Genomic DNA, 24,713 nt, shown 5'->3' with positions numbered 1-24,713 from the left:
GCGATCTTGAGCGAAGGGCGGTAGAATCAGCGCACTTTAGTTATCCACAAGTGGCCGACCTTTGCTTATCGAGTCCCGTCGCCGCGCTTATTTGACCGCCATGCAGGTGGTCAACTGGCTGCCGCGCACCGAATTGCCCTTTGCCGCGCCCTCACGGCCCGAGCTACTGGAGAGGCCCGAGCCGTTGGTCGTGTCCCTGGTTGCCCCGGCTCCAGTGGCTGAAGTGCCTATGGAGCCTGTGGTCAAACCGGCCGAGCGGGTAAAAATCGAGGTGCCTCGCCCGTCGTTGGCCAGCACACGCACCAACGCCAAGGTCGAAGAAGAGGCCGCGCCGGTCGTCGCCAAGGCGGTGCAAGTGCCGCCACCACGCTTCGCCCTGCAATTACTACGTGCCGGTCGCTGCCTGCTGCTGGTGGAGTTACCCACAGGCGAAACGTTCCAGACCCGCGATCCTGCCTATCTGCTGCTCAAAGACATGCTGCGCGCCGCCGGTCTGCCGGACAGCCCACAGATCGTCGGCGAACCTGTGCGCTGGCCGCTCTTGGCTCGCGGCACCATGGATCAAGGCCCGGAAGCGGCTCGCGACTTCGTGCAAGGCTTTCTCTCGGCCCGCATCGAAGACGCGCCATGCGTGTGCGTGTGGCTGATCGGCCTGCCGGCGGTGCGATTTGCCGGTGAGGCCAACGCCGAATCGTTCAACCGTGAACTCCAGGTCGAAGGCCTGGGCTCGGTCTGGGCCCTGCCGGGTCTGGAATTATTAATGGAAGAGCCACAGCGTAAGGCTGATGTCTGGCAAGCCATGCGTCGGCTGATGGCGCGCTGGAAAGAATCAAATGAGTGACGCTGTATCGTTCCGCCCGATGACCGAGGCGGACCTGGACGCTGTACTGAAAATCGAATACGCGGCCTACAGCCATCCGTGGACCCGCGGGATTTTTCTCGACGGACTGGGCAAGTACCAAATCTGGCTGATGTTCGAAGGTCAGCAGCAGGTCGGGCATGGCGTGGTGCAAATCATTCTGGATGAGGCGCATTTGCTCAATATCACCGTCAAACCGGAAAACCAGGGCCGTGGCCTGGGTTTGACGCTGCTGGAGCATTTGATGTCGATTGCCTACAAGGCTGAGGCGCGGGAGTGTTTTCTGGAAGTTCGCGACAGTAATCGCTCGGCGTTTCGCTTGTATGAGCGGTACGGGTTTAACGAGATTGGCCGGCGTCGGGATTATTATCCGGCCGTTGGTGGGCGGGAAGATGCCGTAGTCATGGCCTGCACCCTCGTCGACTGACCCCCCTTAAAAGCATCGTCGGAACGCCGCCCGGAGCCGGCTCACTCCTATAGAGGATCTGTGTAGTCCACAAATTCTGTGACCCACATGGATCAACTGTGGGAGTGAGCCTGCTCGCGATGGCGTCAAATCAGGCAATAGAGATCACCGATCCCCATCCATTGGATCCCGCTGCGCCATCTCCGCCTCATCCAGTCCATTCCCCCCACCAATGTCATCTTCATCGACAATGCTCAAATCCCAATCCGCCTGATCGACTTCACCCGCTTCATGAGCATCGCGTGCCCCGTCCTCAAGGATCAACGTTTCCGGGCTCATGTCATCATCGGTAGGTTCGTGATCATCGGTCGAGGCGCCCGTCATGCCCGCTTCACGTACGCGCTCCTTAGGCATCAACCGTTCGCGCTCGGTTTCCGGCAGTTCGTCACCGATTTTGGCGCTGGGTTCTTCTTCGTCGAAGTCCAGCTCATGCATCGAGCCCATGCGGTCTTCGTTGTCGTCGATCGGCTCTGGTTGCGCCGCATCGAACGGTCGTCGTGATTCAGTCATGGCAATTCCTCATACTGTGGGTCTTACTAGGGTGGACCCACTGGGCTCCTGAGAATTCCACCGGTCCTACTTGCATCAAGCGCGTGACCTCGACGGGCGGTTGTCTGTCAAACCAGCGCATCATTCTTGAGGCTTTACAGCATGAACGAATTACAAGATCTGATTGATAACAACGAACGCTGGGCCGAAGCGATCAAGCAGGAAGATCCGGACTTCTTCTCCAAGCTGGCCCGTCAACAAACGCCGGAATACTTGTGGATTGGCTGTTCCGACGCCCGGGTGCCGGCCAACGAGATCGTCGGCATGTTGCCGGGCGACCTGTTCGTGCACCGCAACGTGGCCAACGTGGTGCTGCACACCGACCTCAACTGCCTGTCGGTGATTCAGTACGCCGTGGACGTGCTCAAGGTGAAACACATCCTGGTCACAGGTCACTACGGCTGTGGCGGTGTGCGCGCCTCGATGCAGGATCGCCAGTTGGGCCTGATCGACGGTTGGCTGCGCTCGATTCGCGACCTTTATTATGAGAAACGTGAAGAACTGGCCAAGTTGCCCACCGAAGAAGAGCAGGTCGACCGTCTCTGTGAGCTGAACGTGATTCAGCAAGTGGCGAACGTCGGGCATACCAGCATTGTGCAAAACGCTTGGCATCGAGGGCAGAAACTGTCGATCCATGGCTGCATTTACGGCATCAAGGATGGGCGTTGGAAAAGCCTGAATGCGACCATCAGCGGGTTTGAGCAGCTGCCGCCGCAATACCGTCTGCGTCCGGTCGAAAAGCTTTAAGCCGATCGGGGGAGTGCGCGTCAGTCTTGACTGACGCGCAAAGTGATTACAACGCAAGTGCCGGAATCGCTTTTGCGGGCGCCGGGGCTTGCCGTTGAGGGCGGCAAAGGTGAGTCCTGTGAGTTTCAACAGGCTCAGATCCTTTTCAGCGTGGGGCGCGGGCCGCCGTGCTAAAGCAGATCGGCCGATTGCTCAGCTGAACCTGAGCGCATTGGTTAAATCGCCCATGGGATTCTGCCCCCGGGCGATCATCGCGTCGTCTCGCTGCTTGAGCCCGTCGAGCTTCTCCAGTCCGAACACCCGAGTGATCAAACGCAGAATCGACGCTGTGTCATAGACCGTGTGATCCACCGTGCCTTTGCGCGCGAAGGGCGACACCACCAGCGCCGGGACCCGCGATCCGGGGCCCCAGCGATCACCTTTGGGCGGTGCCACGTGATCCCACCAACCACCGTTTTCATCGACCGTGACCACGACTACCATGTTTTTCCATTGCGGGCATTCGCGCAGTACTTTCAGGGCGCGCACGATGTGCCGATCGCCGGACGCCACATCAGCGTAACCGGCGTGCATGTTGAGGTTGCCTTGGGGTTTGTAGAAGCTCACGGCGGGCAGCGTACCAGCCTCGGCATCGGCGAAGAACTTGTTGGTGCTCGACTCATCGCCCAGGCCGGCGTCGCGCAGACGTTTGTTGCGTTCGGTCGGGTTCTCCGGACCTAGCTGTTTGAAGTAGTTGAACGGCTGGTGGTGATACTGGAAGTTGGGGATTTTCGGGATGCCACCGGAGTCCTTGAACTGATCCAGCGTCGCCTGCCAGGCGCCGGCGTACCAGGCCCAGTCAATGTTCTTCTTGGAAAGCTTGTCGCCGATGTGCTCGTGGGGCTGCGGGACCATCACGTTCGGCAGGTCCGGTTTGGCGTAGGCTGGGCGGTCAGGGTCGCGAATCCAGGTCGGCCAGTACGGTGGCGCGAGCGTGTTGACGCCGTAGCCATCCGGGGTCAATGCGCTAGGCCCGAACTGCGGTGGACCGGTCATGGCGCTGGCCGGGGATTTCTCCAAAGGCTTGAGCCGTGGGTCCGCCGGATCGTCGCTTTGCAACACCGCGACTTGCGCCTTGGCCACCGAGTTGGCGACATCGGGATAAAACGGCGCGGTGGCGCTGATCAGGTACTGGTGGTTGAGAAACGAACCGCCGAAAGCGCCCTGGAAAAAGTTATCGCAGAGCACAAACTCTTGGGCAACGTCCCACAAGCGCAGGGAATAACGGCTCTGCGCGTAATGGCCCATGGTCAGGCCGCCGGAGTCGGCCCAGGCGACAAAACCGTCATTCTTGCCACCGTTGATCTGCATCTGGTTTTGATAAAACACGTGCCACAAATCGCGGGTCACCAGGCCAAACGGCAGGTCTTCAGCGTTCGGGCCTTTGAGGGCAAACGGCGCGTTTGGCAGTTGTTCCTGAAACTGGGTTTCATTGGGGTACGTCACTCCATCCAGGGTTTGTGGACCGATCTGCAAAACGCCGCCCCAGACCGGTGGCAGTGTCTTCAACAGACTGCCATCGCGATCACGCTGTTGATACTCGGTGGGTTGCAGCGACGACAGTGGCTTTTCGACGCCGGGGAAGTCACCAAACAGATTGTTGAAACTGCGGTTCTCGGCGTAAATCACCACCACGGTTTTCACCTGATCGTGCAGGGCTTTGTCGATTTCCGCTGGGGACAACGGATGTTCGAGAGGTTTGCCCGGCTCATCTTCCTGATTGCCGTAAGCACTCAGCGTCGCGCCGACGCCAAGCACTGCAACGCCACCAAGAAAGCGGCGGCGGCTGGTGTCGGTGGGCGCGTCTGAGTCAGGAGAAGAAGCGTCAATGCCGTCTTTATCGTCAGTCATGCCGAATCCCGTTTAGCTGAGTTTGTTGCAATATGTTTCGGCGGACGCTAGCAGCGGGATGTGACAAAAGGGTTACAAGTGACTCAGTGTTTACCTGTCCCAAGCACTGCTAGACTGGCGCAATACTGGACTTGGTAAAGGCCAATCATGAAACCCTCAATCGCACTTGATCTGAAACGCGCCGCCGTGCGCGAGGTTGTAAGCCGTTTTCGCACGTCCAATCCGCGTGTATTCGGCTCCGCATTATTGGGCACCGATAAAGAGGGGAGTGACCTGGACTTACTGGTGGATGCGCTACCAGGTGCCACACTATTCGATCTGGGCGGTCTTCAGGTTGAGCTCGAAGATTTGCTGGGAGTCAGTGTTGATCTGTTGACGCCGGGAGACCTTCCGTTGAAGTTTCGTCAGCAGGTGCTGGAACAGGCACGGCCTGTATGAGCGTCAACCGCCTCGGGGACTACCTTGACCATATGCGCCAAGCTGCTGGTGATGCACTTGTCTTCGTCGAGGGATTAAGCAAAGAAGAGTTTTTCGAAGACAAGCGCACCCAGCAAGCGGTCATTATGAGCCTCATCATTATTGGCGAAGCGGCTACCAAGGTTATGGATAGCTACACGGAGTTTGCAGTCGCTAACTCGCAGGTACCGTGGCGCAGCATGCGCGGTATGCGTAATCGCATTGCTCACGGCTATTTCGATATAAATCTTGAGGTGGTCTGGGATACGGCTCAGTCAGCGTTGCCGGAACTGTTGAAGGTTTTACCCACAGATCATACTTGATTGCACCTGCTCCCCAGCAGGTGCAATCAACTTCATTTAAGGCATCACCGGCGCCGTATACGTCAGCGTCGTCCCCAGCGCCCACAGCAGAAACAGCACCAGCGGCGTATGCACCAGCAACTGCACAAATGAAAACCCGATCAAATCCCGCGCCTTCAAACCGAGCACACCCAGAAGCGGCAGCATGTAGAACGGGTTGATCAGGTTCGGCAGGGCTTCGGCCGCGTTGTAGATCTGTACGGCCCAGCCCAGGTGGTAGTTCAGGTCGGTGGCCACTTGCATGACGTACGGCGCTTCGATGATCCATTTGCCGCCGCCGGACGGGATGAAGAAACCCAGAATTGCCGAGTACACGCCCATCAGCACCGCGTAGGTGTCGTGGGACGCGATGCTGACAAAGAAGGTCGAGATGTGGTGCGCCAGGGTCTGAGCGTCAGCGCCTTTGACGGTGGTCATCAAGGCGGCGATCGAGCCGTACAGCGGGAACTGAATGAGTACGCCGGTGGTGGTCGGTACTGCGCGGGACACCGCGTCGAGGAAGCTGCGCGGGCGCCAGTGCAGCAGCGCGCCGAGCATCAGGAACAGGAAGTTGTAGGTGTTCAACCCGGAGATGGCACTGAGTAACGGTTTGGTCGAAAACTCGTGGTACAGCCAGCCCGCCGCCAGCAGCACCAGCAAAAGGGTCAACAGCGGGCTGTATTCCAGCCATTCTCCGGGGCGAGTGCGTGGTTGCAATGGTGGCAGGTTGAAACTGGGGTCGACGCCGCAGGCTTTGGCGTCACGGGCCGTGTTGGGACCTGGCGCGGTAGCGTAGGCAACGATCAGCGAGACAACGATCAGTGCCAGCAGCATGACACCGGACTGCCACAAAAAGATCGTTTGGGTGAAGGGAATGACCCCGGTGATCGCCAGGATCGACGGCGGCAGGCTGGCCGGGTTGGCCTGCAATTGTGCAGCGGACGACGACAGGCCCAAGGCCCATACCGCGCCAAGGCCCAGATAGACGGCAGCACCGGCGGCACGGTAATCCATTTTCAGATCGGTACGGCGGGCGAGGGCGCGCACCAGCAAACCGCCAAACACCAGCGACAAGCCCCAGTTCAGCAGCGAGGCAGCCAGGGAGATCAACGCCACCCAGGCGACCGCGGAACGGCCGTTTTTCGGAAGACGCGCCAGACGGTCGATCAGTTTCACCGCTGGCGGCGAGCTGGCGACCACATAACCGCCAATCACCACGAACGCCATCTGCATGGTGAACGGGATCAGGCTCCAGAACCCATCACCGAACGCCATGGCGGCGTCAGTTGGTTTGGCGCCCATGAACAGGGTGGCGACGGCGACGATGATCACCGCCAGCGCGGCAAATACCCAGGAGTCGGGGAACCAGCGTTCGGCAAAATTTGAACAGCGCAGGGCAAAGCGGGCAGAGCGGGTATCTTCGATATCAGCAGCCACGGGCGTACCTCGAATTTTTATGTTTATGGTGGTCTTCGGGCCGTAACGGTCGGTCTAGACAGATGCCAACAATAAATCAACCGGCCCTGATGTGTGACTAAGTTTTACCAAAACAGGACTATGGTCTAACGGCTTGTCCATGGACGCGTTTGCGTAGACCATGGGCGCCTTGGTTTTTTTACCGGCTGCAGAGTTCTTTTTCATGACTGCCAACGTCCCTTCGCGCCCGACGCCCTTTACCCGCTCGGACTACAAAACCCTGGGCCTTGCGGCCCTTGGCGGCGCGCTGGAAATCTATGATTTCATCATTTTCGTTTTTTTTGCCCTGACCCTCAGTCAGCTGTTCTTCCCGCCGGAAATGCCTGAGTGGCTGCGCCTGCTGCAAAGTTTCGGAATCTTCGTCACCGGGTATCTGGCGCGCCCATTGGGCGGGATTTTGATGGCGCATTTCGCCGACCGGCTGGGGCGCAAGAAAGTCTTCAGCCTGAGCATCCTGATGATGGCACTTCCGTGCCTGCTGATCGGGATCATGCCGACCTACGCGCAAATCGGTTATTGGGCGCCGCTGCTGCTGTTGGCGCTACGTGTCCTGCAAGGCGCGGCGGTGGGCGGTGAAGTGCCGAGCGCCTGGGTGTTCGTCGCCGAGCACGCGCCGGTCGGGCATCGCGGCTATGCCCTCGGTTTCCTGCAAGCTGGCCTGACCTTCGGTTACTTGATCGGCGCCCTGACTGCGACCTTCCTCGCTCAGGCATTCACCCCGGCGGAAATTCTCGATTTCGCCTGGCGTTATCCGTTCCTGCTGGGCGGTGTGTTCGGGGTGATTGGCGTCTGGCTGCGCCGCTGGCTCAGTGAAACCCCGGTGTTCATGGCGATGCAGGCCCAGCGCGATGCCGCCGTCGAACTGCCGCTGCGCACGGTCTTGCGTGAGCATCGTCTGGCGATGTTGCCGGCCATGATCCTCACCTGCGTGCTGACCTCGGCCGTAGTGGTGTTTGTTGTCATCACCCCGACCATGATGCAGAAAACCTTCGGCATGACCGCCAGCCATACTTTCGCACTCAGCGCGTTGGGCATTGTTTTCCTGAACATCGGCTGCGTGCTCGCCGGGTTGCTGGTCGATCGCATCGGCGCCTGGCGCACGGTCATGCTCTATAGCCTGTTGTTGCCGCTGGGCATTGGCGTGCTTTACGGCTGCCTGATCAGCGCCGGCAATTGGACAGGTCTGACGTACGCGATTGCCGGCCTGAGCTGCGGGGTGGTCGGCGCGGTGCCGTCGGTGATGATCAGCCTGTTCCCGGCGCGGGTTCGCGTCTCGGGGATTTCCTTCACCTACAACATTGCCTACGCCGCGTGGGCGAGCATCACACCGCTGCTGCTGATCGGTCTGATGCCTTGGAGCCCGTGGATCTGTGTGATGTTCTGTGTCGTGATGGGCGCGGTGGGCGTTAGCAGCGCGGCGTATTTTGGTACGCGCATGCCCAAGGTTGGTCATTGCACGGCGGCTGGCGCGATGTAATCGCAGGTTGTGAGGGCAACTATATTTGTAGGACAACCCTGAAACACTCTTCAGAAAGTACCAGTACCGCCGATGGTTAGGCTGCATGCCGCTTTCCCTCCCTGTCCATCGGTGCTTTCCCATGTTCAATAAACGCTTGAAGCAGGAGCTGTCGGCTCTTCGCGAAGAACTCTCCAGCCTTCAGCAAGTGAAGGACAGTCTGGAAAGCGAGATGCTGGTGCTGACTCTTGATCCTGATGGGCGGATTCACTCGGCCAACCAGAACTTCAACGCAGAGATGTTCTACAAAAGCAACGACCTGGTCGGTCGTCACATCGAAGACATTGTTCCCATCCATGTGAAATCAGACGAATTCCACCGCCGCTTCCAAAACGCGCTGACCCGTGGCGAGCATTTCGCCGGTGCTGTGCGTTTGCTGCGGGGCAATGGCCAGGAAGCGTGGTTGCGGTCGATTTTGCAGCCGGTGCGCTCGGCGGATGGACGGGTCAAAAATTTCTCGATTTACTCCAGCGACCTGACGCGCACCATCGAAGCCTCTCGTGAGCACGAGAACCTGATCGGCGCACTGGTGCGCTCGACGGCGGTGATCGAGTTTGACCTCCATGGCAACGTGCTGACGGCCAACGATCGCTTCCTCAGCGGCATGGGTTTCAGCCTCGCGCAGATCAAGGGCAAACATCACCGGACATTCTGTGAGCCGCAGGAGTACAACAGCGCCGAGTATCAAGACTTTTGGCGGCGCCTGAACGCGGGTGAGTTTGTCGCCGGCCGTTTCAAGCGCTTCGACAGCCATGGTCGTATGGTCTGGTTGGAAGCGTCCTACAACCCGGTGACCGATGCCAACAACAAGCTCTACAAAGTGGTGAAGTTCGCCACGGTGATTACCGATCAGATCAATCAGGAAAACGCCGTTGCTGAAGCGGCCAACATTGCCTACAGCACCTCACAGCAAACCGACCAAAGTGCCCAGCGCGGTACGGCCGTGGTGACTCAGGCGGTGACCGTCATGCGCGACCTGGCCAAGCATATGCAAACCGCTGGCGATGGCATCGAAGCCTTGAATGAGCAATCGCTGGTCATTGGCACCATCGTCAAAACCATCAGCGGCATTGCCGAACAGACCAACCTGCTGGCGCTCAACGCGGCCATTGAAGCCGCTCGGGCTGGCGAACAGGGCAGGGGGTTTGCCGTGGTCGCGGATGAGGTCCGGCAATTGGCGTCTCGCACCAGCCAGGCGACCGATGAAATTGTCGGCGTAGTGCGTCAGAACCAGGAGATGGCGCGCAATGCCGTGGCCCTGATGACCGACGGCAAGCTCCAGGCGGAACAAGGTCTGGCGCTGGCGGCGGAAGCCGGCACGGTGATTGTCGAGATTCAGGACGGTGCGCAGAAAGTAGTGAACGCGGTGGGGCAGTTCGCCAATCAGCTGGCGACTTGATACCTGCCATCGCGGTGGAAATCGCTACAATCGGCTCTTTTCCCAGGAGCAGACAACATGAGCGATTCCCACCGCCGGCCGGTTCCTTTGTCCAAGGCGTATCGTCTGCTCAATCACGGGCCGACCGTACTGGTGAGCGCAGCCCATGATGGCCAGCGCAATATCATGGCCGCCGCCTGGGCCATGCCACTGGATTTCGAACCACCGAAAATTGCCGTGGTACTGGACAAGTCCACCTGGACCCGACAACTGCTGGAAGCCTCGGGAACGTTCGTGCTGAATGTTCCCTGTGCTGCGCAGGCCGATATCACCCAGACTGTTGGCTCGACGTCAGGCCTGGAGTTGACCCGGGGCCAAGGTCAGGACAAGTTCCAGGCCTATGGTTTGCAAACCTTCAGTGGCGAGCTGATTGACGCCCCTATGCTTGAAGGTTGCGTGGCATGGCTGGAATGTCGGCTGCTGCCCGAGCCCAGCAATCATCAGCAATACGACCTGTTCCTGGCTGAGGTAATCGCCGCTCAGGCGGATGAGCGCGTCTTCAGCGAGGGCCGTTGGCACTTCGAAGGACAGGATGCATTGCGCACCTTGCACCATGTGGCGGGCGGGCATTTCCTGATGATTGGCGCCCCGGTGGACGGCAAGACCCTGCCGTAGATCAGCCACCAGGCCTGCGTCCTTACAAGCGAATGTGATTTTTCGGATGGCTACGGGTTGGGCGAGTCACCAAAAAGTCATGCAGCAACGATACCGATGCTGAGAACACCAGGGTCATGAGGCAGAGAAGGAGCGTGCTCAGCCAGTGGTTGAGTGAAATCGGTACGTCCTCCATGAAGGGGGCAATCATCAGGAATCCGACGATCGCCCCAAGGCCGGTGCGCAGCAGGGTCAGGAAACCCGTCCCGACTTCCGCCGTGACCTTGTAGATCACCTCGAACCGTTCACGCATGCGGTCACTTTTCAGCCGGTGGATTTTTTTGTGAATGCAGACTGCGATGTAGATCGTCAGCAGGCAAAAGCCATGGCTGATGATGGGCGCGCTGGCCAGCAACGACTGGAGAATGGCTTGCAGTTCGGCCTGACTCGTCGAGTGGATGAGCAGGGGGATGGCGCCAAGAATGAAGCCCACGATCATTTCGATTTTAAAGCGCCTGAGAAACGCACCAGACTCATTGCGCGAATTGCGATTCCAACGGTTGCTCATCAAATGTAAACGCCTTGGTGGTTGTGAAAAGTATCGGACGTGCAGGGTTTTAACGGGGAAACCCGCCGGTCAAATCATGACGCCTGCAATTCGGGACACACTTTAAAACAACCACTGAAACACTTATGTCTGAAGCTTCCGAGGGTATTGGAGGGCGATTCCCACAGCGTTGTGGGCTTTGCGAGAAGATCCTGGATCTGGTGCTTGAGAAGCGCACAACGCGACAGGGGTTAAAGATCACGCGCTATGCTTCACGCGTCAGCGTGGTACTGAAATCCGGGATTGAAGCGTGGGTGTAGGTGAGCGCGAAGTTGCGTCACACCCGGTTATCACGAAAGATGGGTAGATCTGTATACAAAATTTATCATTCAAGGAGACAACACCGTGAAAGTCAGCGCGCGTAACGTATTCAAAGGCACCATCAGCCATCTGCAGCCGGGCGCGGTCAACGCCGAAGTCTCGCTGAAACTGTCCGGCGGCAACGAACTGGTCGCCGTCGTCACCATGGAAAGCGTGAAAAGCCTGGGACTGGCGGTCGGCAAGGAAGCGGTCGCTCTGGTGAAGGCGCCGTGGGTGATGCTGATGACCGAATCCAGCGACATTCGCCTCTCGGCGCGTAATTGCCTGGAAGGTAAAGTCATCAGCGTCACTGATGGCGCGGTGAACGCTGAAGTGGTGATCAAGCTTGATGGCGGTAGTGAAGTTTATTCGATTGTTACCCGTGAAGCGGTAGCGGAGCTAGGGCTGGCGCCGGGTGTGAGTGCAACGGCGGTGATCAAGGCGTCGCACATTATTTTGGGCGTGCCGGCCTGATTTCAAAAGTGGAGTAACGACCGATCAAGCCTGCTTCACTGGCTTGATCAGGCTCTCAGCCGGGATCCCGAACAACTCATGCAGTTTCCAGATCATTGGAAGCGTCAGTGCGCGTTTGCCATTGAGTACTTCATAGACCCGGTTTGTCCTGCCAATAGCGGGCGCAAGGTCTGAGGCAGACAAGCCGGATTGCTCCATACGAAACTTGATGGCGTCGATTGGATTGGGTAGATCGACCGGAAAATTTCTTGACTCATAAACTTCGATAAGCGTGATCATGATGTCGAAATAATCACCCTCAGGGGTGCCAGGCTCTGGTTCGTTGTCAAACAGTGCTGACACGTTTTGCAGAGCCGCACGGTAGTCCTCGTCGGTGTGAATCGGATGAATATTCATGGTTACTCCATCTCGACGGTGTCGGCGTCGATTGCGTCGTACTGCTTGTGAGTGCCGACAAGTTTCAGCTTTGAAACATTAGCCTCTACTCTACCGAGTAAACAGTTTTTGGCATGTAGGAAATGGCATCACGCGGCAGCCGATCAGAATGTGATACCTGTAAAAAAGGGCCTACCTCCCGGTAAGCCCTTTTTCATTCCCGCGTACGAATCAATCCCCCAACGCTTCCCCCTCACGCCGAGGATCGGCTCCACCGGCCAGCGATGCATCCCCTTGCGCATCCTTTACCCGAACAATCGCCTGGGTGCCGCTGGTCATGTCGATTTCGCTGACGCTGTGTCCCTTGTCCTTCAACGCCTGGATCAGCTCGGCGCTGAACTGTCCCTGCTCCAGCTCCGTCGGGCCATTGCGGCTGCCGAAGTTGGGCAGGTTGATGGCGGCTTGTGGGTCGAGGTTCCAGTCGAGCAGGCCGATGGTGGATTTGGCGACGTATTCGATGATTTGCGAGCCGCCGGGAGAGCCGAGGGTGGCCAGGAATTCACCGCTCTGGCGGTCGAAGATCAGCGTCGGCGCCATGGACGAGCGTGGGCGTTTACCGGGCTCGACGCGGTTGGCGACTTTCTGCCCGTTTTCTTCGGGGATGAACGAGAAGTCGGTCAGCTCGTTATTGAGCAGAAACCCCTGGACCATCACGTGCGAGCCGAATCCGGACTCAATGGTGGTGGTCATCGACACGGCGCTGCCTTGGTCATCCACGGCCACCACTTGAGAAGTAGAGATTCGCAGCGGCGATCGATCCGGCGCGTAGGCGACCTTGATGCCTGGCGGGGTGCCGGGTTTGGCCACGCCCATGCTGCGATCACCGATCAGGGCGGCGCGGCTGGCCAGATAGGCCGGGTCTACCAGCCCTTTTACGGGCACGGGCACGAAGTCGGTGTCGGCCACGTATTGTGCGCGGTCGGCGTAGGCCAGTCGTTCGGCTTCGGCGATCAGGTGTACGGCTTCCGGGGCGGGCTCGGTGCCGGCGGGTTTTTGGGTCTTGACCGGTTTCAGCGGCGCGAGGGCGAAGCGTGGATCGCGGGTTTCCAAAGCCTGCAAGGTGCCGAGGATCTGCGCCACGGCGATTCCGCCCGATGACGGCGGCGGCATGCCGCACACCTGCCAGCGTTTGTAGTCGGTGCACAGCGGCGCGCGTTCCTTGGCCTGATAGCCTTGCAGGTCATCCAGCGACAGGCTGCCGGGGTTGGCGTGGCCCTGAACCTTGGTGACGATCTCTTGCGCGATGGCGCCTTTGTACAGCGCGTCTGGCCCTTCGTTGGCGATGCGCTTCAGCACAGCGGCCAGTGCCGGATTCTTCAGCAACGTACCGGCGGCTTTCGGGCTGCCATCCGCATTCAGAAAGTAGGCCACCATGTCCGGCGAACTGCGCATGGACGAATCCGAGGCGATCAACTGGTGAAGGCGCGGCGAGATGGCGAAGCCTTGCTCCGCGAGTTGGATGGCCGGTTCGAACAGCTTCGCCCACGGCAGGCGCCCGTATTTGCGATGGGCCAACTCAAGCGCTCGCAACACGCCTGGCGTTCCCACCGAACGCCCCCCAATCTGCGCCTGGGTGAATGCCATCGGTGTGCCATCGGCCTGTAGGAAAAGTTTCTCGGTAGCGCCGGCTGGTGCGGTTTCGCGACCGTCGAAAGTGTGCACAGCCTTGCCATCCCAAAACACGATCAATGCGCCGCCGCCAATGCCAGAGGATTGTGGCTCGACCAGCGTCAGTACCGCTTGCATCGCAATCGAGGCATCAATCGCCGAGCCACCCTGACGCAGCATCTCCCGGCCGGCTTCGGCCGCCAGGGGATTGGCCGCTGCCGCCATGTGTCTGGACGCGTACCGGGTTTTCAGGTCGGTGCGATAGCCCGAAGCGCTTTCTGGTGCCACAGACAACGTCGATGTCGATGTCGGTGGCGCGTTGCAGGCGGTGAGGGTCAGCGTAGCGACGATCAGCGACAGGGCTGAGCGGCGATAGCGGCTCAAATGGAAGGCTGAGAACACGTTGGGGTACTCCGTCCGTGGGGAAGGTTACCGGGACTTTATCGGCCGACTCGGCATGGCGCAAACCTGGGCCTACAGTAAAGCTGCTTTTGTCCTTCATGAGTCGACGGATTTTCTGTAGGGTCGAGGGCACTAGACGGGCCAGAAAATCAACAAGAGGCAGACATGCAGACCGAGTTTCCCACCCAGCCAAGTTACCGTAATCAAAGAGAGCTGTTCCTCGCGGCAGCCACCGAGGCCGGTGCGACGTTGACCGAATACCCGCATCCGCTCAAAGGGCCTTTCGACGAGCCCTTGAGCACCGACGTGGCGGTGCTGGGCGATCCGGGCGCCAAGCGATTGCTGATCGCGCTGAGCGGCACGCATGGCGTCGAAGGCTTCTACGGTTCGGGGTGTCAGGTCAAATGGATGCAGGAGTTGGGCAAGCGCTCACTGCCGGCGGATGTGGCCGTGGTGTTCATTCACCTGATCAATCCCTGGGGCAGCGCCTGGTTGCGGCGGGTTAACGAAGACAACATCGACCTGAACCGCAATCACCTGAATTTCGAGCGTGCGTTGCCGGACAATCAGGCTTACGCAACGCTGCATGACATCTACGCCTGCACCGAGCTGCAAGGTCCTGAGCGTGAGCGCGCCGATGCCTTGCTCGACGCGCAGATTCGCCAACATGGCTGGCCAGCAGTGATGTCGATTGTCGAGGGCGGCCAGCACAGTCACCCCGACGGTCTGTTTTACGGCGGGCGGGCCCCGAGCTGGTCGAACCGCACGTTGCACGCCATCCTGCAAAAGCACATCGCCCATGCCGACGTGGTCATGTGTTTCGACTTGCACACGGGGGCCGGTGAGTACGGTCATCCGATGCTGCTGACAATCACTGAGGCGGCGTATCCGGCGTTGCCCGATGCGCAGGCCATTTACGGCCCGTGGCTCTACACATTGCTGACCGGCGCCGACACCTTGAGTGAAACCGGTGTGGCGGCAACCGCGACCGGCTACACCTCGCAGGCAATGGTCGATGCGTTGCCGCACGTTCGATTGATGCCGTTTGTTATCGAGTGCGGGACGTACCCGGGGGCGGACGTGCATCGTCATTTGCGCGATGACCACTGGCTGCATCTGCATGGCAATCCGAATGATGCGATGGGGCGGGGGATCAAGCTGAATCTGCTGGAGCAATTCTATCCGGCCGACAGCGACTGGCAGGCCATGGTGTGGTTGCGGACGTGGCAGATTTGGGAGCGGGCGCTGTCGGCGTTGCCGACGATTCGCACCTAAGGCGGATCACCCTGGACCCATGGGGTTCAGGGTGCTTTTCTCGAGGCATAAAAAAACGGCCTACCTTTCGGTAAGCCGTTTTTAGTACTTGGTGGCTACACAGGGACTTGAACCCCGGACCCCAGCATTATGAATGCTATGCTCTAACCAACTGAGCTATGTAGCCAAGTGGCGCGCATTATTGGCTTGGAACGATGATGTGTCAAGCGTAAATCTAAAATATTTCTCTACGCTTTCAACTGCTTATCCTCCTGACCCGAAAAACCGGGCCGGAGGAGGGCATCAACTGAGCTGAAATCTCCCGGTATTCGCGCTCAGGGCCTTGCTGCCCTGGCTCAAGGTGTCCGCTGCCAGGTTCACCGCCCGTGCGCCTTCAAGCAACCTTACTGCCGCCTGATCGACTTGCTGAATGTTGCCGCTGACTTCATCGGCGGTGCTGGCCTGTTCTTCTACCGCGGTCGCGATGTGCGCCAGAGTGTCGGTCACGCCTTGCACCGCGAAGGCAATTTCCCCGAGGCGCTCACCCAGTGCGGTGACGGATTGGGCATCACTTTGTGCCTGACTACAGGCCGCCTCCATCAGGCTGACCGCTTCATTCACGGTGTTGCGCAGGCTGTCGACCGTGCCGGCAATTTGCGCGGTGGAAGACTGGGTGCGTTGTGAAAGGCTGCGCACTTCATCGGCGACCACGGCAAAACCGCGACCTTGTTCGCCCGCACGAGCGGCCTCGATAGCCGCGTTGAGCGCCAACAGGTTGGTTTGCTCGGCGACCCCGCGAATGGTGTCAACCACCAGCTGAATCTGTTGCCCTTGCTCACTGACCCGACCCAGTGCCGCCGCGGTGTCGTTCAAGCGCTGATTGAGCTGCTGAATGCTGGCGGTGGTGCGCTGACTGTCTCGGCTGCTGTCGGCGGCAATGCGCTGGGTGTGCTGAGCGCTGCCTGACGCCTGTTCACAACTCTGGGCAACCCCTTGAGAGGTGGCCGCCAACTGTGTGGCCGCAGCAGCGATCTGGCTGATTTGCAGTTGTTGCGCTTCGACTTCGCCGAGGGCACCGCTGGAGTGATGGTTGAGCGTGCGCACTGCATTGCTCACCTGCAAGGTTTCGTGGTCGACCCCCTGCAAGCTATTGCGTAACTGCACCACGGCGACGTTCAGGGCGGTGCTGATGGCCGCCAGTTCGTCACGGCCCTGCACGGGTGCTTGCAGGCTCAGATTGCCGTCACGCAGGGCTTCGGCCAGCAGGGTGATGCCGCTGGCGCCGCGCCGGATCGAGGCTTGCAGGCAAATGAACAGGTACAGTGCGGCCAGCAGCAGGCAGCCAAAGATCGTCGCCACCAGAATGAATTGGCGAATCGCCGAGTCGTGGTAGTAATCCAGACGTTGATCCAGCGACATCAACGATTGCTGGCGCAGGGCCGCAAGGTCCGTGAGCAGGGCGTCGAGGTTGCGTTCGAATTCTTCCGGCTTGAGGCTGATGCTGCCGCCGAACACGCCGTCATCCAGCACCTTCAGGCTCGCGTCGAGGTGCTTGAGATTGTCATGGTATTGCCCGGCCCAAGTTTGCAATGCGCTCGGCAGGCGTGCTTCCAGGAGCGTGGCGGTTTTCACCAGCTGCTCGCGGGCATCGCCGATGCGGCTACGCAAGTCGCGCAATTGCAGGCGGCTTTGCAAGGTGAACTGACCCGAGACTACTGACGCTTGGCCGACGGCGGCCAGGCGACCGACCCGTTCAATCAGGTCCGGTGCGTGCTGAGTGGAGATCTGCGTCAGCAGGTAAGTTTCCAGCCACGGCGCCAATGTCAGGCGATTGTCCATGGCGATCTGTTCGCGCAGCGCTTGCAGGGCGCTCAAGGCATTGGTGAAACGGTCGTAACCGTCCGGCCACCAGCCGACGCCGCTCAGACTTTTCGAATCCAAGCCATTAAGGGCGGTTTGCAGGGCTTGATAGCGGGTCGGCGTTTCGCCCTCGGCACCTTCGACTTTCAGCGCGTTGCCGAGGTCTGAAGTGGCCTGAGCGACGGCAGGCTGCACCGCATCAAACGCACCCATGGCGGCGAGGGTGGCGGGCGTCGGCTGGCGATTGGTTTCCGTGGCGCGCCAGCGAGCCGCGCGATCACGCTGGGCGGCGAGCAGGTTATCCACAGCATCCAGAGCAATCAGTTGCCTGACCCCGGCACGTTCGCCGGAGATGAGGCTGAGTTTGGCGCGATAATCCTGACCAATCATCAACAGGCTACCGGCCAGCGGCAGGATAAACAGCAGAAACAACAGCTGAAATTTGCGTGCGAAGCCAAAACGCCCCAGCAACCCGATCCCCGGTGATAAAAACGACATGCCCCGTGCTCCTGTGGACACCACGCCCCATCGGCGTGCGTCGAGGTCATTGCGACCGCGACAGGTGCCCTTGTAAAAGGCCTCGAAAGTTCACCCTCGCCAGCTCTGTAGGCCGACTCTGTAGCGAAACTTCCCATTCTCGGAGCCCTTTGTGAGAGGCCCGCATTGAAGGGGTTAAACAAGGCAAGATTTAGACCATGGCGTTGCGCTATCACCTGTCGGGCGTTGAATATTTAGTTCGTTAGCTGGCTAAGGGGATGGCAATGTCGCACCGAAAAATGGCACATTGACGCACCTGCCCGCGTGCACCCATCCGCTGTACGGAAATACTCATGGCTATCAGCAACGCTCAGACCGGCGCGACGTCGGCACCCGCGACTTCACAAAGCAGCCCTTTGGTCATACGCATCATCGGCGCGGTGGCGCTGGCGCACCTTATCAACGACCTGATCCAGTCAGTGTTGCCGTCGATTTATCCGATGCTCAAGGCCAACTATGGCCTGACCTTTACCCAGGTCGGATTGATCACGCTGACGTTTCAATTGACCGCTTCGCTCTTGCAGCCGTGGGTCGGTTACTACACCGACAGACATCCAAAGCCATGGCTGCTTCCCGCCGGGACCGTGTGCACGCTGATTGGCATTGTGATGATGTCGATGGTCGGCACTTTTCCGTTGATTTTGTTGGCGGCGGGGCTGATCGGTATCGGTTCGTCGACCTTTCACCCGGAAGCTTCTCGCGTGGCGCGACTGGCTTCGGGCGGACGATTTGGGTTGGCGCAATCGACCTTTCAAGTCGGTGGTAATGCCGGCTCGGCATTCGGTCCGTTGCTGGCGGCAGCGATCATCATTCCCTACGGTCAGGGGCATGTGGCCTGGTTCGGACTATTTGCCGTATTCGCGTTGTTCGTGCTTTACCGGATCAGCCGCTGGTACGCCAATCACTTGAACCTGTTCAAGCTCAAGCAAGGCCAGGCGGCGACTCACGGTTTGTCGAAGGGCAGGGTGATCAGTGCGCTGGTGGTGCTGGGTTTACTGGTGTTCTCCAAGTACTTCTACATGTCCAGCCTCACCAGTTACTTCACGTTCTACCTGATCGAAAAATTCGACCTGTCGGTGGCCAGTTCGCAATTGCACTTGTTTCTGTTTTTGGGAGCGGTGGCGGCGGGGACTTTCTTCGGTGGGCCGATCGGCGACAAGATCGGGCGTAAGGCTGTGATCTGGTTCTCGATCCTCGGCGTTGCGCCGTTCACGTTGCTACTGCCGCATGTCGACCTGTTCTGGACCAGTGTGCTGAGCGTGATTATCGGCTTCATCCTTGCCTCGGCGTTCTCGGCCATCGTGGTGTATGCCCAGGAACTGGTGCCGGGTAATGTCGGGATGATTGCCGGGGTGTTCTTTGGCTTGATGTTTGGTTTCGGCGGGATTGGCGCAGCGTTGCTGGGGCATCTAGCGGATGTGCACGGCATTGAATACGTGTACTTCCTGTGTTCGTTCCTGCCGTTGTTGGGTGTGTTGGCGATCTTCTTGCCACGAACCAAGAAGGCCTGATCCACACACCGTCCCTGTGGGAGTGAGCCTGCTCGCGATGGCGGAGTTTCAGTCAGCATTAATGTTGAATGTTAGACCCCAATCGCGAGCAGGCTCACTCCTACATCTATGGTTGTATGTTGTGAGTGGAATTATTTCCAGGCACAAAAAAGCCGCGTATCAAACGCGGCTTTTTCTTGGGCGGGTGCTTCGTTCTAAAAAACTTAGACGTTGAAACGGAAGTGCATCACATCGCCGTCTTTAACGATGTAATCCTTGCCTTCCAGACGCCATTTGCCAGCTTCTTTGGTGCCGGCTTCGCCCTTGTACTGGATGAAGTCGTCGTAGGCGATGACTTCGGCGCGGATGAAGCCTTTTTCGAAGTCGGTGTGGATCACGCCAGCGGCTTGTGGTGCGGTGGCACCGACGCGGACGGTCCAGGCGCGGACTTCTTCGACACCGGCGGTGAAGTAGGTCTGCAGGTGCAGCATCTCGTAGCCAGCGCGGATCACGCGGTTCAAGCCAGGTTCTTCGAGGCCCAGGGCTTCGAGGAACATGTCTTTCTCTTCGCCGTCTTCCAGCTCGGCGATTTCAGCTTCGATCTTGTTGCAGACCGGAACCACCATGGCGCCTTCTTCTTCAGCGATGGCTTTGACGATGTCCAGCAGCGGGTTGTTTTCGAAACCGTCTTCAGCGACGTTGGCGATGTACATGACCGGCTTGGTGGTCAGCAGGTGGAAGCCACGAATCACGGCCTTGTCGTCGGCGCCCATGTTCTTCATCAGGGTGCGCGCAGGCTTGCCGAGGGTGAAGTGAGCGATCAGTTGCTCCAGCAGGCCTTTCTGGACCACGGCGTCCTTGTCGCCACCCTTGGCGTTACGGGCGACTTTCTGCAGTTGCTTTTCGCAGCTGTCGAGGTCGGCGAAGATCAGTTCCAGGTCGATGATCTCGATGTCGCGTTTCGGGTCGACGCTGTTGGAGACGTGAATCACGTTCTCGTCTTCAAAGCAGCGGACCACGTGGGCGATGGCATCGGTTTCACGGATGTTGGCGAGGAACTTGTTGCCCAGGCCTTCACCTTTCGAAGCGCCGGCAACGAGGCCTGCGATGTCGACGAATTCCATGGTGGTCGGCAGGATGCGCTTTGGATTGACGATGGCCGCCAAGGCTTCCAGGCGTGGATCCGGCATCGGCACGATACCGGTGTTCGGCTCGATGGTGCAGAAGGGGAAGTTCTCGGCCGCGATCCCGGATTTGGTCAGGGCGTTGAACAGGGTGGACTTGCCGACGTTAGGCAGGCCGACGATGCCGCAATTGAATCCCATGGTGTTTTCCCCTAGGAGTAGAGTCAGGCCTTCTGGCTGTGCAGGTTTTTCATCGCGCGGTTCCATTCACCGGCGAGGATATCCGGCAGCACGCCGAGGGCAAAGTCGATGCTGGCATCGAGTTTTTCCTGTTCGGCGCGTGGCGCACGACCCAGGACGAAATTTGAAACCATACTGGCAACGCCCGGGTGGCCAATGCCAAGCCGCAGGCGGTGAAAGGTATTCTGATTGCCCAGTTGCGCAATGATGTCGCGCAACCCGTTGTGACCGCCATGACCGCCGCCCTGCTTGAGCTTGGCAACGCCCGGAGGCAGATCGAGTTCGTCGTGCGCCACGAGGATTTCTTCAGGCTTGATGCGGAAGAAACCCGCCAGAGCTGCTACGGCCTGGCCGCTACGGTTCATGTACGTGGTGGGAATCAACAGACGAACATCCTGACCCTGATGCGAATAGCGCCCGGTCAGGCCAAAATATTTGCGATCAGCGACAAGGTTAACGCCTTGTGCGTTCGCGATACGCTCAACAAAAAGGGCCCCTGCGTTATGCCGGGTCTGTTCGTATTCGGCACCTGGATTTCCCAGACCAACGATCAGTTTAATGGCAGTCACGATAGGGGCCCTTCCTTGGAGTGGTGGATAACATCGCCGCAATCAGTGTGTGCGGCGAAAGTGGACGAAAATTGCTCATTTACCATTATGTAAACTCCGCGTTCTCGCCCGCTTTCTCGCTACGTTCCAGTCCGCGATGTTTCAATCACTCCGGCGTACAGAGTGAAATTACTCTGCAGCGCCTTCTGCAGCTTCTGGAGCAACACGTGGAGCGTGAACGTTGGCAACAGCCAGGTCGTTACCGTGAGCCAGAGCAACAAATTCAACGCCTTTAGGAGCGCTGATGTCGGACAGGTGAATGATCGAGCCGACTTCGGCGTTAGCCAGGTCAACTTCGATGAATTCAGGCAGGTCTTTTGGCAGGCAGGACACTTCGATTTCAGCAACAACGTGCGAAATCTCGCCGCCTTTTTTCACTGCAGCAGCTTCGTTGATGAAGTGCACAGGAACGTGAGCGGACAGTTTCTGACCAGCAACAACGCGTACGAAGTCAGCATGCAGCACGTGGCCTTTGGCCGGGTGACGTTGCAGAGCCTTGATGATTACGTTTTGCTTGGTGCCGCCAACGTTCAGCTCGATGATGTGGCTGTAAGCCGCTTCGTTTTCGAGCAGTTTGGCAACTTCTTTAGCCAGCATGCTGATGGATTCAGGGGCTTTTTCGCCACCGTAAACTACAGCTGGTACCAGGCTTGCGAGACGACGCAGGCGGCGGCTCGCACCTTTCCCCAGGTCGGAACGCACTTCAGCATTCAGAGTAAAATCGTTCATGTTGTATCTCCAAAATAACCACATTCGCCCCAGCGTTTGCGACCAGCGCTAAAGGCGATATGGGCAAAAAAGCCCCGCCCCGACAGGAATGCCGGGGCGGGGCGCTTTTCGTCAACGTGATGAATGAGAAGGGCAGGGCCCTTAACGAAACATCGCGCTGATCGATTCTTCATTGCTGATGCGGCGGACCGCCTCGGCAACTACCGGCGCGATATCCAGTTGACGGATACGCGAGCAGGCTTGTGCAGCAGCGGACAACGGGATGGTGTTAGTCACCACCAGTTCGTCCAGCATGGAATTTTCGATGTTTTCGATCGCCCGACCGGACAGCACAGGGTGTGTGCAGTAGGCGAAAACCTTGGCAGCGCCATGCTCTTTCAAGGCCTTTGCCGCGTGGCACAGAGTGCCGGCGGTATCGACCATGTCATCGACCAGAATACAGGTACGCCCTTCGACATCACCGATGATATGCATCACTTCAGAGTGATTGGCTTTCTCACGGCGTTTGTCGATGATCCCGAGATCCACGCCCAAGGATTTGGCAACAGCTCGTGCACGCACGACGCCACCAATGTCCGGGGACACGATCATCAGGTTTTCGAAGCGCTGATCTTCAATGTCATCCACCAATACCGGGGAGCCGTAGATGTTATCTACCGGAATATCGAAGAAACCCTGGATTTGGTCAGCATGCAGATCAACCGTGAGAACACGGTCGATGCCGACTACGGTAAGCATGTCAGCAACGACTTTCGCGCTGATAGCTACACGTGCGGAACGCGGACGGCGATCCTGACGGGCATAACCAAAGTAAGGAATAACAGCAGTGATACGAGTAGCCGAGGAACGGCGGAAGGCATCAGCCATCACTACCAGTTCCATCAGGTTATCGTTGGTCGGAGCGCAAGTCGGCTGAATAATGAAGACATCTTTACCGCGGACGTTTTCATTGATCTCGGCTGTAATTTCGCCGTCGGAAAACTTGCCGACAGAGATGTCACCGAGAGGGATATGCAGCTGACGTACGACACGTCGAGCCAGATCGGGGTTAGCGTTCCCCGTAAAGACCATCATCTTGGACACGCGCAGTACCTGAAGGCTGAGGGTAACCTGGATGAGTATAGGAAAATGGCAGGGGCGGCTGGATTCGAACCAACGCATGGCAGGATCAAAACCTGCTGCCTTACCGCTTGGCGACGCCCCTGTATCTGTTGCAACGATTACCCAGTAATCGATTCCTTTAGAGCAGACTTTGCAGCTTGCGATGCAACATCGAAACGTTGCTTCCCTTTGCTACAAACCCTGTAAGGGTCTCTGTAAGAAGGGCCGAGACTTTATCAGCTTCAGCTTTGCTTGGGAAGCCCCCAAACACACAACTTCCAGTTCCGGTGAGTTTTGCTTCGGTAAATTTACCTAGCAAATTCAAAGCGTTACGTACCTCTGGATAACGCCTTGTTACCACCGGTAAGCAGTCATTACGACTGTTTCCCTTGGGAACGGGGCGCACTTTAATGGGCGGAGAGTTACGTGTCAACAGCGGATCGGAAAAAATTTCTGCTGTACTTACAGATACTTGCGGTACCAGCACGACATACCACGGTTCTTCGGGGTCTACAGGGGTCAGTTTCTCCCCTACGCCTTCGGCAAAAGCCGCATGTCCACGCACGAAAACCGGGACGTCAGCGCCCAGTTCAAGGCCCAGCGCAGCCAGTCGATCCTCGTCCCAGCCCAATTGCCAGAGATGATTCAGACCCAGCAATGTCGTCGCGGCATTGGAACTGCCACCGCCAATTCCGCCCCCCATGGGCAGAACTTTCTCGATCCAGATATCCATGCCGAGCGCGCAATCGGATTGCTCTTGAAGTAGCTTCGCGGCCTTGATGATCAAATTGCTGTCGTGGGGAACGCCATCGAAATCGGTGTGCAAACGGATCACGCTGTCGTCGCGAACGGCAAAGGTGATCTCATCGCCGTAATCGAGGAACTGAAAAATCGTTTGCAGCTCGTGATAACCGTCTTCACGGCGACCGAGGATGTGCAGCATCAGATTGAGTTTGGCCGGGGAGGGCAGCGTCAAGCGTGGAGTCTTCATGTTCACGACCCCAGCTTGCGTGGTTGCCATTCCTTGATCACCAGCGTGACATCAAGGTCGGTGCCGTGCAGTTTGATTTTTTCGGGCAGCCAGAAACCGTTTTGTTGTGTGTAAGAGGAGTATTCGACCTGCCAGCCATCCTGTTCGAGGCTCGCCAAGCGGCTGTCGGTATCCAGCGTCAATTTGCTTTTGCTGTCGGGCGCCGGGAGCCCGCGGACCCACCAGGCCAGATTCGATACCGGTAATTTCCAGCCCAGCTGTTCTTCCAACAGAACTTCCGGGTTCGGTGCGTCATAGCGCCCCTGATTGGCGACTTCCAGCGAGACCTTGCCAGGTCGGCCGGTCAGGCGCGCGGCGCCGCGACCCAGTGGGCCGGAAAGGCGGATGTCGTAGTAATCCTGGCGCTGCAGCCAAAACAGGGTGCCGCTGCCTGAGTCTTTGGGGGCGCGGATGCCTATCTTGCCGTTGATTTGCCAACCGTCGAGGCTGGTCAGTTGCTGTTTGTGTTCGCGCCATTGGGCCGGGTTGCCGTGGCCTTCGACCGACTCGCGGGCACCGAAACCTGCGCAACCGGCAAGCAGGGCGATAAAACTGAAAACGATGAGGTGGCGCAAAAACATA

Annotated in this window: 24 protein-coding genes, 2 tRNA genes and 1 pseudogene; 12 read left to right on the top strand and 15 right to left on the bottom strand. The window is 58.5% G+C overall.

Annotated features, from left to right (window positions below; all coding sequences use genetic code 11):
• Nucleotides 1-100: 100 nt before the first annotated feature.
• Together AC3ISI_RS24450 and rimI are read left to right on the top strand one after the other, a co-directional pair.
• Complete coding sequence (locus AC3ISI_RS24450; RefSeq protein WP_489337785.1) at nucleotides 101-841, top strand: energy transducer TonB; 741 nt, start codon at nucleotides 101-103, stop codon at nucleotides 839-841.
• Nucleotides 834-1,286 carry a ribosomal protein S18-alanine N-acetyltransferase gene (rimI, locus tag AC3ISI_RS24445; RefSeq protein ID WP_046030107.1) on the top strand — a complete coding sequence of 151 codons (453 nt, stop codon included), beginning with the start codon at nucleotides 834-836 and terminating at the stop codon, nucleotides 1,284-1,286. Before AC3ISI_RS24450 ends, rimI begins: the two co-directional genes overlap by 8 nt.
• Before the next feature lie 144 nt (nucleotides 1,287-1,430).
• On the opposite strand, the gene AC3ISI_RS24440 is transcribed toward rimI, so the two are convergent.
• A complete protein-coding gene (locus AC3ISI_RS24440; protein WP_489334173.1) occupies nucleotides 1,431-1,835 on the bottom strand; it encodes a serine kinase/phosphatase in 405 nt (134 codons plus the stop codon).
• 141 nt (nucleotides 1,836-1,976) lie between these two features.
• Here AC3ISI_RS24440 and can point away from each other — a divergent pair, with 141 nt between their 5' ends.
• Nucleotides 1,977-2,621 carry a carbonate dehydratase gene (gene can / locus AC3ISI_RS24435; RefSeq protein ID WP_477803236.1) on the top strand — a complete coding sequence of 215 codons (645 nt, stop codon included), beginning with the start codon at nucleotides 1,977-1,979 and terminating at the stop codon, nucleotides 2,619-2,621.
• Between the two features lie 192 nt (nucleotides 2,622-2,813).
• Here can and AC3ISI_RS24430 read toward each other — a convergent pair whose 3' ends face one another.
• Nucleotides 2,814-4,511: an acid phosphatase gene (locus tag AC3ISI_RS24430; RefSeq protein WP_489334171.1), complete on the bottom strand. Its 1,698-nt coding sequence runs from the start codon at nucleotides 4,509-4,511 to the stop codon at nucleotides 2,814-2,816.
• 147 nt (nucleotides 4,512-4,658) lie between these two features.
• On the opposite strand from AC3ISI_RS24430, the gene AC3ISI_RS24425 reads away from it, so the two are divergent.
• A complete protein-coding gene (locus AC3ISI_RS24425) occupies nucleotides 4,659-4,949 on the top strand; it encodes a nucleotidyltransferase family protein (RefSeq protein ID WP_489334170.1) in 291 nt (96 codons plus the stop codon).
• Nucleotides 4,946-5,290, top strand: coding sequence for a HepT-like ribonuclease domain-containing protein (locus AC3ISI_RS24420; RefSeq protein ID WP_489334169.1), 345 nt, complete (start codon nucleotides 4,946-4,948; stop codon nucleotides 5,288-5,290). The genes AC3ISI_RS24425 and AC3ISI_RS24420 overlap by 4 nt, the downstream gene beginning before the upstream one ends.
• Nucleotides 5,291-5,326: 36 nt before the next feature.
• On the opposite strand, the gene AC3ISI_RS24415 is transcribed toward AC3ISI_RS24420, so the two are convergent.
• A complete protein-coding gene (locus AC3ISI_RS24415; RefSeq protein ID WP_489334168.1) occupies nucleotides 5,327-6,745 on the bottom strand; it encodes a short-chain fatty acid transporter in 1,419 nt (472 codons plus the stop codon).
• Nucleotides 6,746-6,947: 202 nt separating this feature from the next.
• On the opposite strand from AC3ISI_RS24415, the gene AC3ISI_RS24410 reads away from it, so the two are divergent.
• The 4 genes and pseudogenes from AC3ISI_RS24410 (at nucleotide 6,948) to AC3ISI_RS24395 (ending at nucleotide 10,353) form a co-directional block, all read left to right on the top strand.
• Nucleotides 6,948-8,261: an MFS transporter gene (locus AC3ISI_RS24410; protein WP_489334167.1), complete on the top strand. Its 1,314-nt coding sequence runs from the start codon at nucleotides 6,948-6,950 to the stop codon at nucleotides 8,259-8,261.
• Between the two features lie 85 nt (nucleotides 8,262-8,346).
• Nucleotides 8,347-9,111: pseudogene (locus AC3ISI_RS24405) on the top strand (PAS domain-containing protein); the annotation flags it as partial.
• Nucleotides 9,091-9,699, top strand: a complete 609-nt coding sequence (locus AC3ISI_RS24400) for a methyl-accepting chemotaxis protein (protein WP_489337784.1) — start codon at nucleotides 9,091-9,093, stop codon at nucleotides 9,697-9,699. The pseudogene AC3ISI_RS24405 and the gene AC3ISI_RS24400, both read left to right, overlap by 21 nt.
• A 57-nt stretch (nucleotides 9,700-9,756) precedes the next feature.
• Nucleotides 9,757-10,353, top strand: coding sequence for a flavin reductase family protein (locus tag AC3ISI_RS24395; protein WP_489334166.1), 597 nt, complete (start codon nucleotides 9,757-9,759; stop codon nucleotides 10,351-10,353).
• A gap of 22 nt (nucleotides 10,354-10,375) precedes the next feature.
• On the opposite strand, the gene AC3ISI_RS24390 is transcribed toward AC3ISI_RS24395, so the two are convergent.
• A complete protein-coding gene (locus tag AC3ISI_RS24390; protein WP_489334165.1) occupies nucleotides 10,376-10,900 on the bottom strand; it encodes a hypothetical protein in 525 nt (174 codons plus the stop codon).
• A 384-nt stretch (nucleotides 10,901-11,284) separates the two neighbouring features.
• On the opposite strand from AC3ISI_RS24390, the gene AC3ISI_RS24385 reads away from it, so the two are divergent.
• A complete protein-coding gene (locus AC3ISI_RS24385; RefSeq protein ID WP_489334164.1) occupies nucleotides 11,285-11,713 on the top strand; it encodes a TOBE domain-containing protein in 429 nt (142 codons plus the stop codon).
• 24 nt (nucleotides 11,714-11,737) lie between these two features.
• On the opposite strand, the gene AC3ISI_RS24380 is transcribed toward AC3ISI_RS24385, so the two are convergent.
• Together AC3ISI_RS24380 and ggt are read right to left on the bottom strand one after the other, a co-directional pair.
• On the bottom strand, nucleotides 11,738-12,109 hold the full coding sequence (locus AC3ISI_RS24380; protein ID WP_489334163.1) for a helix-turn-helix domain-containing protein: 372 nt from the start codon (nucleotides 12,107-12,109) through the stop codon (nucleotides 11,738-11,740).
• 210 nt (nucleotides 12,110-12,319) lie between these two features.
• Nucleotides 12,320-14,158 carry a gamma-glutamyltransferase gene (gene ggt / locus AC3ISI_RS24375; RefSeq protein ID WP_489334162.1) on the bottom strand — a complete coding sequence of 613 codons (1,839 nt, stop codon included), beginning with the start codon at nucleotides 14,156-14,158 and terminating at the stop codon, nucleotides 12,320-12,322.
• Nucleotides 14,159-14,323: 165 nt separating this feature from the next.
• Between ggt and AC3ISI_RS24370 the strand changes: the two genes are divergently transcribed.
• Nucleotides 14,324-15,433, top strand: a complete 1,110-nt coding sequence (locus AC3ISI_RS24370; protein WP_489334161.1) for a DUF2817 domain-containing protein — start codon at nucleotides 14,324-14,326, stop codon at nucleotides 15,431-15,433.
• 89 nt (nucleotides 15,434-15,522) lie between these two features.
• Here the strand turns inward: AC3ISI_RS24370 and AC3ISI_RS24365 are convergent.
• Both AC3ISI_RS24365 and AC3ISI_RS24360 read right to left on the bottom strand, forming a co-directional pair.
• Nucleotides 15,523-15,599: transfer RNA gene (locus AC3ISI_RS24365), tRNA-Met, on the bottom strand.
• 116 nt (nucleotides 15,600-15,715) lie between these two features.
• Nucleotides 15,716-17,770 carry a methyl-accepting chemotaxis protein gene (locus tag AC3ISI_RS24360; RefSeq protein ID WP_489334160.1) on the bottom strand — a complete coding sequence of 685 codons (2,055 nt, stop codon included), beginning with the start codon at nucleotides 17,768-17,770 and terminating at the stop codon, nucleotides 15,716-15,718.
• A 332-nt stretch (nucleotides 17,771-18,102) separates the two neighbouring features.
• Between AC3ISI_RS24360 and AC3ISI_RS24355 the strand changes: the two genes are divergently transcribed.
• Nucleotides 18,103-19,320, top strand: coding sequence for an MFS transporter (locus tag AC3ISI_RS24355; RefSeq protein ID WP_489334159.1), 1,218 nt, complete (start codon nucleotides 18,103-18,105; stop codon nucleotides 19,318-19,320).
• 203 nt (nucleotides 19,321-19,523) lie between these two features.
• On the opposite strand, the gene ychF is transcribed toward AC3ISI_RS24355, so the two are convergent.
• The 7 genes from ychF to lolB all read right to left on the bottom strand — a co-directional run bounded on the left by ychF (nucleotide 19,524) and on the right by lolB (nucleotide 24,712).
• Nucleotides 19,524-20,624 (bottom strand): redox-regulated ATPase YchF, encoded by a 1,101-nt coding sequence (gene ychF / locus AC3ISI_RS24350; RefSeq protein ID WP_008011955.1) that lies wholly within the window; start codon nucleotides 20,622-20,624, stop codon nucleotides 19,524-19,526.
• A 23-nt stretch (nucleotides 20,625-20,647) separates the two neighbouring features.
• On the bottom strand, nucleotides 20,648-21,232 hold the full coding sequence (gene pth, locus AC3ISI_RS24345) for an aminoacyl-tRNA hydrolase (RefSeq protein ID WP_046030136.1): 585 nt from the start codon (nucleotides 21,230-21,232) through the stop codon (nucleotides 20,648-20,650).
• A 168-nt stretch (nucleotides 21,233-21,400) separates the two neighbouring features.
• A complete protein-coding gene (locus AC3ISI_RS24340; RefSeq protein WP_489334157.1) occupies nucleotides 21,401-22,000 on the bottom strand; it encodes a 50S ribosomal protein L25/general stress protein Ctc in 600 nt (199 codons plus the stop codon).
• Between the two features lie 141 nt (nucleotides 22,001-22,141).
• Nucleotides 22,142-23,083 (bottom strand): ribose-phosphate pyrophosphokinase, encoded by a 942-nt coding sequence (locus tag AC3ISI_RS24335; protein ID WP_003208392.1) that lies wholly within the window; start codon nucleotides 23,081-23,083, stop codon nucleotides 22,142-22,144.
• Nucleotides 23,084-23,129: 46 nt separating this feature from the next.
• A tRNA-Gln gene (locus tag AC3ISI_RS24330) sits at nucleotides 23,130-23,204 on the bottom strand.
• A gap of 36 nt (nucleotides 23,205-23,240) precedes the next feature.
• Nucleotides 23,241-24,092: a 4-(cytidine 5'-diphospho)-2-C-methyl-D-erythritol kinase gene (ispE, locus tag AC3ISI_RS24325; RefSeq protein WP_489334156.1), complete on the bottom strand. Its 852-nt coding sequence runs from the start codon at nucleotides 24,090-24,092 to the stop codon at nucleotides 23,241-23,243.
• Nucleotides 24,093-24,094: 2 nt separating this feature from the next.
• Nucleotides 24,095-24,712, bottom strand: a complete 618-nt coding sequence (gene lolB / locus AC3ISI_RS24320) for a lipoprotein insertase outer membrane protein LolB (protein ID WP_489334155.1) — start codon at nucleotides 24,710-24,712, stop codon at nucleotides 24,095-24,097.
• Between the last annotated feature and the right edge of the window lies 1 nt (nucleotide 24,713).

It is taken from the genome of Pseudomonas sp. GL_139_B (genome assembly GCF_057834475.1).
This window is presented reverse-complemented; position numbering and strand designations above follow the sequence as displayed.